The sequence below is a fragment of the Brevundimonas sp. genome (assembly GCF_047617075.1).
Classification (GTDB): Bacteria; Pseudomonadota; Alphaproteobacteria; order Caulobacterales; family Caulobacteraceae; genus Brevundimonas.
This window is the reverse complement of record NZ_JBLGCI010000005.1, coordinates 19,399-33,327: the sequence shown is the minus strand read 5'-3', so window position 1 is coordinate 33,327 and position 13,929 is coordinate 19,399. Positions and strand designations below refer to the sequence as shown.

Annotated in this window: 16 protein-coding genes; 7 read left to right on the top strand and 9 right to left on the bottom strand. The window is 67.0% G+C overall.

The window, feature by feature from the left end; translation table 11 throughout:
• Window positions 1–1,017: a threonine aldolase family protein gene (locus ACI8U3_RS06645; RefSeq protein WP_415014086.1), complete on the top strand. Its 1,017-nt coding sequence runs from the start codon at window positions 1–3 to the stop codon at window positions 1,015–1,017.
• A gap of 42 nt (window positions 1,018–1,059) precedes the next feature.
• Here the strand turns inward: ACI8U3_RS06645 and ald are convergent, their stop codons facing one another.
• Complete coding sequence (gene ald / locus ACI8U3_RS06640; protein ID WP_415014085.1) at window positions 1,060–2,175, bottom strand: alanine dehydrogenase; 1,116 nt, start codon at window positions 2,173–2,175, stop codon at window positions 1,060–1,062.
• Window positions 2,176–2,306: 131 nt separating this feature from the next.
• Here ald and ACI8U3_RS06635 point away from each other — a divergent pair, with 131 nt between their 5' ends.
• Both ACI8U3_RS06635 and ACI8U3_RS06630 read left to right on the top strand, forming a co-directional pair.
• Window positions 2,307–2,783, top strand: coding sequence for an Lrp/AsnC family transcriptional regulator (locus tag ACI8U3_RS06635; RefSeq protein ID WP_415014084.1), 477 nt, complete (start codon window positions 2,307–2,309; stop codon window positions 2,781–2,783).
• A gap of 32 nt (window positions 2,784–2,815) precedes the next feature.
• Entirely contained in the window at window positions 2,816–3,223 is a 408-nt protein-coding gene (locus ACI8U3_RS06630) for a hypothetical protein (protein WP_415014083.1), read from the top strand.
• Between the two features lies 1 nt (window position 3,224).
• Here ACI8U3_RS06630 and ACI8U3_RS06625 read toward each other — a convergent pair whose 3' ends face one another.
• The 6 genes from ACI8U3_RS06625 to ACI8U3_RS06600 all read right to left on the bottom strand — a co-directional run bounded on the left by ACI8U3_RS06625 (window position 3,225) and on the right by ACI8U3_RS06600 (window position 9,329).
• Window positions 3,225–4,676, bottom strand: a complete 1,452-nt coding sequence (locus tag ACI8U3_RS06625) for an NAD-dependent succinate-semialdehyde dehydrogenase (RefSeq protein WP_415014082.1) — start codon at window positions 4,674–4,676, stop codon at window positions 3,225–3,227.
• 63 nt (window positions 4,677–4,739) lie between these two features.
• Window positions 4,740–6,407, bottom strand: coding sequence for an MFS transporter (locus ACI8U3_RS06620; RefSeq protein ID WP_415014081.1), 1,668 nt, complete (start codon window positions 6,405–6,407; stop codon window positions 4,740–4,742).
• Window positions 6,408–6,537: 130 nt separating this feature from the next.
• Window positions 6,538–6,675, bottom strand: coding sequence for an entericidin A/B family lipoprotein (locus ACI8U3_RS06615; protein WP_415014080.1), 138 nt, complete (start codon window positions 6,673–6,675; stop codon window positions 6,538–6,540).
• Window positions 6,676–6,764: 89 nt separating this feature from the next.
• Window positions 6,765–8,489, bottom strand: a complete 1,725-nt coding sequence (locus ACI8U3_RS06610; RefSeq protein ID WP_415014079.1) for a sensor histidine kinase — start codon at window positions 8,487–8,489, stop codon at window positions 6,765–6,767.
• 4 nt (window positions 8,490–8,493) lie between these two features.
• Complete coding sequence (locus ACI8U3_RS06605; protein ID WP_415014078.1) at window positions 8,494–9,105, bottom strand: sigma-70 family RNA polymerase sigma factor; 612 nt, start codon at window positions 9,103–9,105, stop codon at window positions 8,494–8,496.
• Window positions 9,102–9,329 (bottom strand): NepR family anti-sigma factor, encoded by a 228-nt coding sequence (locus tag ACI8U3_RS06600; protein WP_415014077.1) that lies wholly within the window; start codon window positions 9,327–9,329, stop codon window positions 9,102–9,104. The genes ACI8U3_RS06605 and ACI8U3_RS06600 overlap by 4 nt, the downstream gene beginning before the upstream one ends.
• 203 nt (window positions 9,330–9,532) lie before the next feature.
• Here ACI8U3_RS06600 and ACI8U3_RS06595 point away from each other — a divergent pair, with 203 nt between their 5' ends.
• A complete protein-coding gene (locus tag ACI8U3_RS06595) occupies window positions 9,533–10,327 on the top strand; it encodes a response regulator (RefSeq protein ID WP_415014076.1) in 795 nt (264 codons plus the stop codon).
• 55 nt (window positions 10,328–10,382) lie between these two features.
• On the opposite strand, the gene ACI8U3_RS06590 is transcribed toward ACI8U3_RS06595, so the two are convergent.
• On the bottom strand, window positions 10,383–10,670 hold the full coding sequence (locus ACI8U3_RS06590) for a hypothetical protein (protein ID WP_415014075.1): 288 nt from the start codon (window positions 10,668–10,670) through the stop codon (window positions 10,383–10,385).
• Between the two features lie 332 nt (window positions 10,671–11,002).
• Between ACI8U3_RS06590 and ACI8U3_RS06585 the strand changes: the two genes are divergently transcribed.
• A complete protein-coding gene (locus ACI8U3_RS06585; protein ID WP_415014074.1) occupies window positions 11,003–12,022 on the top strand; it encodes an NADP-dependent oxidoreductase in 1,020 nt (339 codons plus the stop codon).
• A gap of 2 nt (window positions 12,023–12,024) precedes the next feature.
• On the top strand, window positions 12,025–12,435 hold the full coding sequence (locus ACI8U3_RS06580) for an acyl dehydratase (protein ID WP_415014073.1): 411 nt from the start codon (window positions 12,025–12,027) through the stop codon (window positions 12,433–12,435).
• A 72-nt stretch (window positions 12,436–12,507) separates the two neighbouring features.
• Here ACI8U3_RS06580 and ACI8U3_RS06575 read toward each other — a convergent pair whose 3' ends face one another.
• Window positions 12,508–13,299, bottom strand: a complete 792-nt coding sequence (locus ACI8U3_RS06575; RefSeq protein WP_415014072.1) for a SapC family protein — start codon at window positions 13,297–13,299, stop codon at window positions 12,508–12,510.
• Between the two features lie 220 nt (window positions 13,300–13,519).
• Between ACI8U3_RS06575 and ACI8U3_RS06570 the strand changes: the two genes are divergently transcribed.
• Entirely contained in the window at window positions 13,520–13,894 is a 375-nt protein-coding gene (locus tag ACI8U3_RS06570) for a Fur family transcriptional regulator (protein ID WP_415014071.1), read from the top strand.
• Window positions 13,895–13,929: the final 35 nt, after the last annotated feature.

Sequence of the window (13,929 nt, the reverse complement as noted above, 5' to 3'; positions counted from 1 at the left end):
GTGCGCTACGATTTCGGTTCGGACAACACGGCGGGCATGGCGCCCGAGGCCCTGGCCGGAATCCAGGCGGCCAACGCGGGGTTCGCGCGCGCCTATGGCGCCGACGACGTCACGGCGCGCGCTGCGGACCTGATCCGTCAACGTCTGGACGCCGACGCCGAGGTGCGCTTCGTCTTTTCCGGCACGGCGGCCAACGCCATCGCCCTGTCCATGCTGACCTTTCCCTTCGAGGCGGTGCTGGCCCACCACGCGGCCCATGTGTGCACCGACGAGACCGGCGCGCCGGGCTTCTTCGGCCAGGGCGTCGGCCTGATCGGACTGCCGGGCTTTTCCGGGAAGATCGACCCCAAGGCCATGACTGCGATCCTGGACGAGCCCGAGGTCGGGCACCGCCAGCCGCCGGCCGCCCTGTCGGTGACCCAGGCCACTGAGTACGGCGCGGTCTATACGGCCGATGAGCTGCGCCAGCTGATCGAGCCGGTGAAGGCCAGGGGCTACGGCGTGCACATGGACGGCGCCCGTCTGGCCAATGCGGCGGCCGGCGGGTTCGACCTGACCGAGATCGCGCGACTGGGCGTCGATGTTCTGGTGTTCGGCGGCGCCAAGGCGGGGGCGCCGTGCAGCGAGGCCATCGTTCTGTTTGACAAGAGTCTGGCCCGCCGCCTCGACAACCGGCTGAAGCAGGCCGGACAGATGGCCTCCAAGGGCCGCTTTCAGGCCGCGCCGTTCCTGGGCCTGCTGGAGAGCGGCGCCTGGGAAACGGGCGGCGAACACGCCAATCTGATGGCCCGCCGTCTGGCGGAGGGGATCGTCACCCACAGCCGCTTCGTCTTGGCCCATCCGGTGGAGGCCAACGCGGTGTTCGTGCGCATGCCCGCCGGCGCCCACCGCCGTCTGAACGAGGCGGGCTGGGCATGTTACCGGTTTGACGACGGCTCGGTGCGTTTCGTCTGCTCATGGGCCACGACCGAGGCGGCGGTGGACGAGCTGGTCGCGGCGATCCGCACGATCAGCTGAAGCCGCCGCCCCCTCCCGCGACGGGAGAGGGCGGTCAGGGCGTCAGTCTTTCCAGACGCCGTAGGGATCGACGTAGTCCATGCCCAGGGCCTCGGCCACGGCGGGATAGGTGATCTTGCCGTCCATCACGTTCAGGCCGCGCGCCAGGTGGGGATCCTTCTTCAAGGCGTCCAGGCCGTGCTCGGCCAGGGCCAGGCCGAAGGGCAGGGTGGCGTTGTTCAGGGCCTCGGACGAAGTGCGCGGGGCGGCGCCCGGCATGTTGGCCACGCAGTAGTGCACCACGCCGTCCACCTCATAGGTGGGATCCTCGTGGGTGGTGGGCCGGCTGGTCTCGAAACAACCGCCCTGGTCGATGGCCACATCCACCAGCACCGAGCCGGGCTTCATGCGCGACAGATGCTCGCGCTTGATCAGCTTGGGCGCCGAGGCGCCGGGCACCAGCACCGCGCCGATGACCACGTCGGCCTTGAGGATCTCCTCCTCGATGGCGTTGATGGAGGAATAACGCGTAATGACCCGGCCCGAGGTGGACTCGTCGATCTCGCGCATGCGGGGGATGGAGCGCTCCATCACCACCACCTCGGCGTTCAGGCCCAGGGCCATGCGGGCCGAGTTCATGCCCACGACGCCGCCGCCCAGCACCACCACGCGGGCCGGCGAAACGCCGGGCACGCCGCAAAGCAGCAGGCCCATGCCGCCGTTGTGCTTCAGCAGGGTCTCGGCGGCGGAGAACACGGCGATGCGGCCGGCCACCTCGGACATGGGCGCCAGCAGCGGCAGGCCGCCCTTGGAATCCGTGACCGTCTCATAGGCGATAGCAGCGCAGCCGGACTCCAGCAGACCCTTCGTCTGATCGGGGTCGGGCGCCAGGTGCAGATAGGTGAACAGGATCTGGTCCGGCTTCAGGCGCGGCCACTCGGTCTTCTGCGGCTCCTTCACCTTCACGATCATCTGGGCCTGATCGAAGACCGCGGCGGCGTCGGGGACGATCCTGGCGCCGCAGGCCTCATAGGCGTCGTCGGCGAAACCGGCGCCCAGACCGGCGCCCTTCTCGATCAGAACCTCGTGGCCGCGGGCGGCGTATTCGCGCACGGCGGTCGGGGTCAGGCCGATGCGGTGTTCGTTGGGCTTGATTTCCTTGGGCACGCCGACGCGCATGATGATCTCTCCCTGAGCTTGGTCCCGGTGACGGGTTGGGACGCAATCTACGCCCGGGCGCGGGGCAGGTTCCTGCTTCTTTTCAGCGCCTGATCCGCGTAAACACGCAGGATATTGCGTCAGGAGCCGCCATGAAGACCGTTTCCGCCGTTGAACTGGATACTGTCGACCGGAAGATGCTGCGCACCCTGCAGGAGGACGGCCGCATCAGCAATGTGGATCTGGCCCGCGCCGTGAATCTGTCGGAGTCCGCCTGCCTGCGCCGCCTGCGGGCCATGGAGACGGCGGGCGTCATCAGCCGCTACACCGCCATCATCAACGAGCGCGCCGTGGGCCTGCCCATCAGCGTGTTCGTCACCGTGACCCTGTCGTCCCAGTCCGAAAGCGCCCTGACCGCCTTCGAGACCGCCATCGCCACTGTCCCCGAGGTGGTGGAGTGCCACCTGATGACCGGCGGGTCTGACTATCTGTTGCGGCTGGTGGTGCGGGACGTGGATGATCTGGAGCGGGTCCACTCCAAGGAACTGACCCGCATCCCCGGCGTGACGCGGGTGTCTTCATCGGTGTCCATGCGCACGGTGGTCAAGCGCGGCGCCTTGCCGGTTTGACTCAACCGGGGGTCAAGAGGATGATTTCGGCCATGGGCTTTTCTGAATCTCCCGCTGTCTGGACGGATCGTGAGCCGACGCTCGACGAGGAGATCACTGCACTCGAAGAGGAGGATATCTTCGAGATGGCCAATCTTCCGCCCGACTGGACCGGCGTCCTCGCGACCATTTTCATCTCGACCGCCCTGGGCCAGCACGGTCCCCGCGTGAAGCTCTACCTAAAGCCGGGGCGTCACCAACCCAGCGCTTCGATCTCCATCGGACCAAATCCTCGCATCCTGGCCAGCAGCCTGGACGAGCGGGATCTGAAGCGGATCGCTCCCAAGGCCCTGGAATGGGTGACGCTCAACCATGAAGCTCTCACGACCTTCTGGTTCGAGGGCGAAAGCCTGGCGATCGCGGACGTCGCGGATTTCGCACGGTCCCTGAAGAAAGTCTGACCTACTTCAGGTTCAGGGTCACCGCCTTGATGTCCAGATATTCCTCGATGCCGTGGGCCGAGCCCTCGCGACCGTAGCCGGACTGCTTGACCCCGCCGAAGGGGGCCACGGGCGTGGAGACCATGCCCGCGTTCACGCCGACGATGCCGTTCTCCAGCCCCCGGGCCACGCGCATGGCGCGGTCCAGATCGCGGGTGAAGACGAAAGAGGCCAGGCCGTAGGGGCTGGCGTTGGCCTTCTGGAGGACTTCCGCATCGTCCTCGAAGGCGAACACCGGCACCAGCGGGCCGAAGGTCTCTTCCTCGCGGAACAGCGCGTCGTCGCCGCCCAGGGTCACGGTGGGCTGGAAGAAGCGGCCGCCCAGATCATGGCGGGACCCGCCGGTCAGCACCTTGCCGCCTGCCGCCTGAACCTTGGTCAAGTGATCCTCGACCTTGTCCAGGGCCTTGTCCTCGATCAGCGGGCCCACCTTCACGTCCGCCTCAAAGGCGTTTCCGACCTTCAGCTTCGCCACTTCGGCGGCCAGGCGGTCTGCATAGGTCTCGGCGATGGAGGCGTGCACATAGACACGGTTGGGACAGACGCAGGTCTGGCCGGAGTTGCGGAACTTGCCCTTGATGGTCTCGGCTACGGCCAGATCCAGATCCGCGTCCTCGAACACGATCAGGGGCGCGGCGCCGCCCAGTTCCATGGAGACCCGCTTCAGCGTCGGGGCGCACTGCTCCGCCAGCTTGCGGCCCACCGGGGTCGAGCCGGTGAAGGACAGCTTGCGGATCAGGGGCGAGGCGGTCAGGACGCCGCCGATGGTGGCCGCGTCGCCGGTGATGATCGACAGGGCGCCTGTGGGCAGGCCCGCCTCATAGGCCAGTTCGACCAGGGCGATGGCGGTGAAGGGGGTCTGGCTGGCGGGCTTGACCACCGCCGTGCAGCCGGCCGCGAAGGCCGGGCCCAGCTTGCGCGCCAGCATGGCGGCCGGGAAGTTCCACGGCGTGATCAGGGCGCACGGCCCCACCGCCTCCCTGAAGGTCACGATCAGATGCCCCAGCGGCGTGTCCTGGGTTTCGCCCAAAATGCGTTCGGCTTCGCCCGCCGACCATTTGATGAAGCCGTTGGCGTAGGTCACCTCGCCTTTCGCCTCGGCCAGGGTCTTGCCGTTCTCAAGCGCCATCAGGGCCGCGATGCCCTCGGCGTTCTCGTCGATCAGGGCGGCCCAGCGGCGCAGGAAGGCGGCGCGCTCGTGCGGGTCGGAACGGGACCAGTCGGCGAAGGCGTCGTGCGCGGCCTGGATCGCCCGTTCGGTCTCGGCCGCGCCCAGATCGGGCACATGGCCGATGACCTCGCCCGTCGCCGGATCGTCCACGGCGATGCCCTCGCCCTTCACCGGGATCGCCTCGCCCGCGATCAGGGCGTGTTCACGGATCAGCGCGCGGCCGGCGGCCTTGGGGTCGGACATGTCGAAGCTCCTGACGAGGGGGAGGGTGCCACAGACGAACGCAAACGGGCCGGACCGGCTGCATCACGTCTGGATGGAATCCAGATCGCGGCCCTTGGTCTCCGGCAGCCAGATCAGGCTGACGATCACCGCCACGGCCGTAAAGGCCACCGAATACCACAGACCGAAGTAGATATCCCCGGACCAGGCCACCAGGGCGAAGCTGGCCGCGGGCAGCAGGCCCCCGACCCAGCCGGTGCCTATGTGGTAGGGCAGGCTCATGGCCGTGTAGCGCACCCGGGTCGGGAACAGCTCCACCAGGGCGGCGGCCTGGGGCCCATACAGGGCCGTGGCGGCGATGATGAACACCAACAGGATGCCGAAGACGGCGGGCAGATTCATACGCTCCGGATCGGCCCGTTCCGGATAGCCGGCCTCGAGCAGGGCCCCGCGCACCCGCGCCTGCACATCGGCGCGGGCGGCTGCGACGCCTGCGGCGTCCAGACTGGACGCCTCCAGCGACGGGATAAGGCGGTCGCCGATGCGCACCATCGCTGTGGTTCCTTCCGGGGCGGCTTCGTTGCGGTAGCTGACGCCCGCATTCGACAGCACGCCCTTGGCCAGGTCGCACGATGAGGCGAAGGCGGCGCGGCCCACCGGATCGAACTGCACCGCACAGGTGGCTGGATCGGCGATGACCGTCACCGGGGCCGAGACCTGGGCTTCGGCCAGGGCCGGATTGGCGGCCCGCGTCAGGGCCTGGAATCCGGGGAAGAAGGCCACCAGAGCCAGGATCATGCCGAACAGCATGACGGGCTTGCGCCCCACCCGGTCCGACAGCCAGCCGAAGAACACATAGAGGAACGCCGAGCACACGGTCACCGCCAGCACCAGGGCGTCCACCGTGGCCACCTCTACCTTCAGCACCCGCTCCATGAAGAAGCGGGTGTAGAAATAGCCGGCGTACCAGACCGCGCCCTGGGCGATCATGATGCCGAACAGGGCCAGCAGCACGAACCGGCCGTTGCGCCAGGTCAGGAAGGATTCCCGGAACGGCGCGCGCTTTTCCGTGCTTTCGGCGGCCATGCGCTGGAAGGCCGGGCTTTCATGCAGCTTCATGCGGATCCACAGCGAGATCACCAGCAGGAAGGCCGACAGCAGGAAGGGGATGCGCCAGCCCCATTCATTGAACGCCTCGGTCCCCACGATCAGGCGGGTGACGATGATCACCACCAGCGCCCCGATCAGACCCAGCGCCGCGGTGGTCTGGATCCAGCCGGTCAGAAAGCCGCGCTTCTCATTGGGGGAATGCTCGGCCACGAAGATGGCGGCGCCCCCGTACTCGCCGCCCAGGGCGAACCCCTGAAGGATGCGCATGCTGATCAGCAGGATCGGAGCGATGATGCCCGCCTGGCTGTAATCGGGCAGAAGGCCGATAGCGACGGTGGCGACCCCCATCAGGGTGATGGTCACCAGGAAGGTGGTCTTGCGCCCCACCTGATCCCCGAACCAGCCGAACACCAGGGCGCCCAGGGGCCGCACCACGAACCCGACCCCGAAGGTCAGCAGCGCCAGGATATAGGAGGTCGCCTCCCCCACCTCGGCGTAGAAATGCCGCGCGATGATCGCGGTCAGTGAGCCGAAGATGAAGAAGTCATACCATTCGAAGGCGGTGCCGGCGGCCGACGCCCCCACGACGGTGCGAAGACCGGGCCCCTTGCCCGCCTGATCCGCTGACGCCTGTGCGCTCATTCCATGTCCCCCCGCCGCCTCTGCGGACGGCCGGACCGCACGCTAGAGCGTGAATTCCCCGGGGTCCAGATACACGAAAGCCCCGCAGCCAGGGGCCACGGGGCTCGCGATGTCGTTCGGCTTCAGCCGATCAGCAGGTCGCGCCTTCGGCGCAGTTCTCGACGGCCTGGCCGGCGGCCTGGGCGTCCTCGCCGACACCGGCGACGGTGTTGCAGGCGGCGACGGTCAGCATGGCGGCGGCGGCCGCGAGGGCGAAAATCTTGCGCATGGTGTTGCTCCTATGGCCCCGGCGGCGCCGGAGCGTGACAGTGACAGTCAAGCTAACGTCACCACACCCTTGCAGTTCCCGAACACAGCTCAGGTCAGCGCGCCGTGTACGGAAGGCGGCGGCGGTTCGGGCGGGGGAAAGGTGAGCCGCGCGATCGTGCCGCCGCCCGGGGGCGTGGTGAAACTCACCTCGCCGCGAAGCTGGCGAGCGAACGCCGTCATGAGCGTACGCCCGACACCGCCGTCCAGCTGCGAGATATCCGCGCCGGGACCGTCGTCCTCAACTTCCAGTCGGCAGGCGTTTTCCTCCACCACAAACCGGACCTGCAAGGTTCCGCCGCGCCCCGCGAAGGCATGTTTCTGGGCGTTGGAGATGGCCTCGACAGCCCACAGGGCTAGGGGCGCCAGACGGTCAGGGTCGATGACCAGAGAGTCCGCGGTGACCTGGCTGGAAACCACGGGCCCCCGGCCGGATTCCGAGGCGACCAGCTGGCCGGTGAGCTCCCGCAGGAAATCCGCCAGATCCGCTTCTCGAATGTCGGGGCTCTGGTACAGGGTGCGATAGATCAGGGCCAGGGCCGAGATGCGCTGTCGCGTGTCGCCGATGGCCGCACGCGCCGCCGGGTCCGTCAGGGCTCTCTGCTGCATGCTGAGCAGGGATGAGATGATCTGGAGATTGTTCTTCACCCGGTGGTGGATCTCGCGCATCAGCGCATCTTTTTCCTCAAGCGCATCCAGCAAGGATTGGTCGCGCTCGCCGATCGCCTCCGCCATGTCGTCAAGAGTTCGGGCCAGAACGCGGATCTCCGCCGGGGCATTCTCCGCCTGGACCGGACGCACGGTGAAGCGCCCCTTGGCGTAGATGGCCGCGACGCGTTCGAGATAGTCCAGCCAGCGGATCACGATCCGATCTGTGAAGATCATCACCGCCAGAAAGGCCATAAGCCAGGCAGCCAGGGGCAACAGAAGCGTCCCGGTGGGGTTCAGCTGGGCCCAGGACAGCAATCCGGGGTCCGGCGTCGACAACAGCACATAGACGTCGCGCCCCGCCAGGGCGGCGCCGGCGTAGAGCCGGGATCGTCCCGAGGCGTCCCGCGCCCGAAACTCCACCGCGCCCTCACGCGCCCTGTCCACCCATCCCGAGAGCCCGTCCCCGCCCTGGGTCTCAAACGCCTCGGGATCTGTGGCCGTCAACAGCGCGCCCGAGGCGTCCGTCAGCGCCACCTGGGTGCCCTCTGGAAGGGCGCGGTCCCTGACGTCGGGCTGCAGCGCCGACAAGGGAATCACCGCCGCAAGCACCCCGTCGAAGGCGCCCATCGGTCGTTCGGAGCGCACCGCCGCCAGCAGCGCCGGCTCGGTCGCCAGCCTGTCGGGCGCGCGCGTCAGGACCACGGTCTCGCCGCCCTGAAGCCGCGAGAACCAGTCCGTGTCCCGAACCGTCAAGCCGCCCTGGACCGAGTTCGATGCGCAGGCCACCCGACCGCTGGGACTGAAACGGTAAAGCGCGTCATAGCCGTCAAGCTCGGCCACCAGGGCCCTCAGCCGCGGCGCACAGTACAGACCGATGGACTCCGGCCGCAGAACCTCCAGCAGCACCGAGGCGCTGTCCAGCCGCGCCTTGGCCGTCGTGACGCTGCGCTCCGCGGCCAGCACGAGGTCATTGCGCCTGTCCTCGGCTTCCCGCTGGAAAGCCGCCTGGGTCTGGATGGCGCTGAGAAGCAGGATCGGCAGCAATCCGACCGCCATGGCCGCAGCCAGGCGAAAGCGGATTCCCTGCGCCCTGGTGGAGGCGAACCGTCGCCCCAGCCGGACCATCGCCCTAGTCCTGCCTCGGCGCGCTCAGCCGATCGGCGTCGGCGAGGATCGAGCGCATGGCGTCGCCTGCGGCCTTGCCGTCCCGGGCGTAACCGCCCTGCTCCAGGGTTTGCTGCAAGGCCCGGCGGGCGCGGCTCACGCGACTCTTCACTGTGCCGACCGCGCAGTTGCAGATTTCAGCGGCTTCCTCGTAGGCGAAGCCGCCGGCGCCCACCAGAACCAGCGCTTCGCGCTGCTCCTCGGGCAGGCTCGCCAGAGCCAGCCGGAGTTCATCCAGCGCAACGGGCGCCTCAGGGTCGTCAACGGCCACCAGAGTCCGTTCGGCCGCCTCCTGATCCAGTTGCGACTGACGCCAGGATCGGCGCTTCTCCGAATAGAACTGGTTGCGCAGGATCATGAAGGTCCAGGCCTTCATGTTGGTGCCCATCTGATAGCTTGCCCGCGCATCCCAGGCTTTCATCATGGCGTCCTGGGCCAGATCATCGGCAGCCGTCGGGTCGCCCGCCAGAGTGCGGGCGAATGCGCGCAGGTGCGGGATCAGGGCGACCAGCTGACGCTTGAAGGCTTCGTCGTCCGTCGAAGGAGGTTTCGGAGCCGCAGATCGCGCGCCCGTCATGAGCCGCCCTCGGCCTTCTTGTCGGCCTTGCGCAATATGTCGAGGAATTCGTCCGGCACCGGTTCATTGACCACCTGGTCGAACATGTGCCGCAGCTTCACGCCAATGGCTTGCTGACGCAGGCGCGCCTCCTCCAGCCCGTCGTCGCCGTGTCCGTCATCATCGGGGACCGGAGGCCGACGCGATGGATGTGATTGATCGATCATGAAGCGCTTGCCGCCCACTCTTTGATGATGCGCACGCCTTGGCGTGTCAGTTCGGGACGGTCAACGCCTTCTGTCAGGCGGAGTTCCTGCATGACGCGGATTTAATGCTCAAGCTTCGCCTTTCGATCGGGAACCGTTGCCCGCTGGATACGTTCCCCGCATCACCGCCCGGCGTTTCTCAAGCGCCGGGTCAATGAACACCTAAGTCGGGGAATCAAAGAATGAGCCTGCTGGCGAGACTTGCGCCTCACCTACCTTATGTCCGCCGCTATGCGCGCGCTCTGACCGGTGATCAGGGAACGGGCGACAACTATGTCCGTGTTGCGCTTGAGGCCCTAGCAGCGGGAGAGCAGCAGCTCCCCGCATCCATGACGCCCCGCGTCGCGCTTTATCACGTGTTTCACACCATCTGGGTCGCGACGGGTGCGAAGCTCGAGGACAAGAGCGGGCTGGAAGGCGGCGAGGACGCCTCGCAGCGCCTGCTGAAGATCGCGCCCAAGTCGCGTCAGGCCTTCCTTCTTACCGCGCTGGAAGGGTTCACGCCTTCGGAGGCGGCCCAGATCCTGGACGCGGAACTGGCCGATATCGAAGGCCTGATCGGTGAAGCCCAGCGAGAGATCGACGCGGAGCTCGCGACCGACGTCCTGATCATCGAGGACGAGCCGATCATATCGGCGGACATCGAGTCCCTGGTGACGGAACTGGGTCACAAGGTATCGGCCACGGCCACCACCCACGACGAGGCCGTCGACGCCGTTTGCCGCCATCGGCCCGGCCTTGTGCTGGCCGATATTCAGCTGGCGGACGGATCGTCCGGCATCGATGCGGTCAAGGACATCCTGAAAAGCATCAATGTGCCGGTGATCTTCATCACCGCCTTCCCGGAGCGCCTGCTCACCGGCGAGCGGCCGGAGCCCACCTTCCTGATCACCAAGCCCTTCCAGCCGGAAACGGTGAAGGCGGCGATCAGCCAGGCGCTGTTCTTCCATCCAGCGCGCCAGACCGAAGCGGCCTGATCGCGCTGCATGTCCCGCGAATGAAAAGGCCCGGCTCATCGCCGGGCCTTTTTGCTTACTCAGGCGTGGCGGGCGCTTCGCCATCGCTCGGAAGCGGCGGGGCCGAAGCATCCCCTTCGAAGGTCCGGGCCGCGGCCGCTTCTTCCGGCGCGGTTTCCAGCTCGCCCAGCTCTTCCTGGGTTCCGCCCCACAGCAGCATGTAGATCAGGACGATCAGGATCAGGGAAACGGCCAGAACCACGAGAATCCGAACGCCGCCCCGCCCCTGTCGCGCCCGCTGCGGGGAGACCACCGGGCCGTGGTCTTCGGAATTGCCGTGATCGTTGGGCGGCTGTTGAGTCATGGATGATGCTCCGTTTCTGGGACAGCCCTTGCGGCTGTTTTTCCTGTGTCACAGGACAAACGTTCGCAAGGCTTGGCCGTTCCGAAGCTTGGCCGTTCGCCTCCGACACGAATTAATTTCAGGGCTCGGGAACTCGTACGAGAGGTCGGTGTTCTCATCATGCGGAGGCGGCGACGCCCCCCCGACTTGAGACTGGCGCAAGCCAGTCTGTCGCCTCCGCGCCTCATTCTCGATGATGCTGACTTGGGCGGGTCCTTCACGGACCCGCCCTTTTCTTTTGGGTTGATGCCGGTCAAGGTGCGTCCTGAAAGAAAACGTCCCGGAGACCCGATATGGCCCTCACCAATCGCCAATGGATCCTGCGCCAGCGCCCGAAAGGTCTGGTGCAGTCCACAGACCTGGAGCTGGTGGAAAGCCCGGTTCCCGACCTGAAGGACTCAGAGGTTCTGGTTCGCACCATCTATCTGTCGCTGGACCCCACCAACCGCACCTGGATGAATGACGCCGAAGGCTACCTGCCCGCCGTCAAGCTGGGCGAGGTCATGCGGGGCCTCACGCTGGGCGTGGTGGAGGACAGCAAGTCCGAACGCTTCAAGAAGGGCGACATCGTCACGCCCATCTCCGGCGGGTGGGCGCTCTACGTCGTGGTTCACGAAGACGGCCTGCGCCCCGTGCACCGGGCGCCGGGCCTGCCGCTGACCGCCAACCTCAGCGTCCTGGGTATGACGGGCCTGACCGCCTATTTCGGCGTCACCGACGTGTGCCGGCCCGAGCCCGGCCAGACCATGGTGATCTCGGCTGCGGCGGGCGCGGTCGGGTCAATCGCCGGGCAGATCGCCAAACAGAAGGGCGCCCGGGTCATCGGCATCGCCGGCGGGCCGGATAAGTGCCGCTGGTTGACCGAGGAGCTCGGCTTCGACGGCGCCGTGGACTACAAGAACGAGGACGTGGGCGAGGCCCTGGACCGGCTTGCGCCGGACGGCATCGACATCAACTTCGAGAACGTCGGCGGCGACATCATGAACGCCGTCTGGAACCGCATGAACGTGCACGGCCGAATGGCGGTGTGCGGGCTGATCTCGGCCTACAACGCGACGCGGCCGCCGCCCTCGCCCAATTTCGCGCGCATCATCACCCATCGCCTCAGCATCCGGGGCTTCCTGGTTCTGGATTACGCCCCCCGCGCCCGGGAAATGGTCGCAGAGATGGGACCTTGGCTGGCCGATGGAAAAATCCAGTGGAAGGTCCATGTGGACGAGGGGCTGGAATCGGCCCTGGAGTCCCTGAACCGCTTGTTCACCGGCGACCATGACGGCAAGCTGCTAGTCAAGGTGTCCGAGGAGCCAGCCTGATCATGACCGAATCGCCCGACCGCCTGCATTTCGAGGATATTCAGGTCGGTCAGGTCATCCCCATAGGGGCCTGTGCAGTAGATGAGGAAGCGCTGGCCTCCTTCATCACCCGGTTCGCCCCGCAATGGCCGGCGGCCGACGGCGCCCCGGAGGCCATGATCTACGCCCTCTGGCGAAAGCTGGCCGATGAAGCGGAGCGGGACATGGCGGTCAGCAAGGGGCTGGCGGTCGACGCCCTGCGCTTCATCCGCAACCCGCCCACGGGGGAGCTGCTTCGGGGGCGAATCACCGTCATGGGCAAGGATCCGGTGGGGGACGGCCGCGGCGTGGTCATTTCCCAGCACGACCTGCTGGACGAGGACGGCCGTCTGGTTTTTTCCTGCCTGACCCGAACGCTCCTCATGCGCCGCTGAGGCGAACGGTCGTCACAAATGAAAAAGGGCGGCGGATCGCTCCGCCGCCCCTGTCATGTCGCGCGCTGCCGATCAGGCGTTGGCGGCGGCCGGAACGCGCTCGGCGCGATCCAGGGTCAGGGCCACCAGTCTGTCCCAGCCCAGCAGCGAAACCAGATGGGCGTAGATCTGGCCCAGGGCGCCGTTGTCACGCAGTTCGGCCAGCTTCTCGGCGGGCAGAGCCTTCAGCTTCTCCTCGGAGACGGCGTAATACTGGGCCAGCTTCTGAACCGGTCCGGGCGAGCCGTCGGCATTGCGCGGCGTGAAGGTCGCCTCCTTGACCTCGAACAGGTCCAGTTCCTCGAGAACCTGAACGAAGCGAATGGTGCGCTGACGCTCCAGCTCGAAGTCGTTGCAGAACTTCATGGCCTGCTCAGTGAAGGCGCTGGGCTTGCCGTCTTCGAACAGGGGCGCCTGCCCGCCTTCCGCCAGGAACGGCGCACTGCGGTCGATGCACAGAACCATGCGGTTGTTGTCTTCGTCATTGGCGAAGACGAAGGGGTAGCGGCGCACGAAGGCCGGCAGATAGGCGCTGGAGGTGTACTGTCCGGCCTCGTCCACGAACAGGTTCTGGTCCTGACGCAGGCCCATGATCGCCACCGGCGATTTCGGCTCGCCCAGGAACACCACCGGGAAGGACAGGGCGGCCGGCGAAAACTCGGTCACCGTCAGGGGCACCGCGTTGGTGGCGCCGACGAAGGCATAGGGCTTCTCAGCCTGGTTCACGCCCAGCTTGCCGTGGCGCTCCGCATTGAGCGGTTCGGGCTGGCTGTAGAACAGGACGTTGCCGGAGATCGGGCTTTCAGGCGCTTGGGTGTCAGACATGAACTCGAGGCTCGGGTTGGAAAAGGGAGCGCGCCTTCTAGCCCACACGGCGTTCAACGGCAACGCGGGACGAAACGTTGCGCTTGCGGGCCCAAGCCATTAGCTGGTTCCCATGGGCGAAGGTTGCGCACACCACCGGCAGGACTTCGGCCTGGCTCCAGCGGACGTCAAGGCTGCCCTTGCGGAAGCCGAAAGCCGGTGCGGGAGGCGCGGCGAACGCATGACACCGCCCCGTCGCCGGGTTCTGGAACTGCTGCTGGCCTCAGGCGAGCCGGTGAAGGCCTATGACCTCATCGCCGCCTATGGAACAGACGGACAGGCCGCCAAACCGCCGACGGTTTACCGGGCGCTTGAGTTCCTGGAGCGCCTGGGCCTGGCTCACCGCATCGCCTCCATCAGCGCCTACGTGGCCTGCAGCCATGGCGAAAAGACCCATGCGGCCGCCTTCCTGATCTGTGACTGCTGTGGTGCGGCGGTGGAGGTCAGCCCGCCGCCCGAAGCGGGCCTGGCCGGTTCCGCCGGACAGAACGGCTACGTTCTGGAGCGCGTGACCATTGAGGGTCATGGCCTGTGCGCCGACTGTCGCGCGGGCTGAATCGGGTCCGGCCATGATGTCCCGTTGGGGTGTGA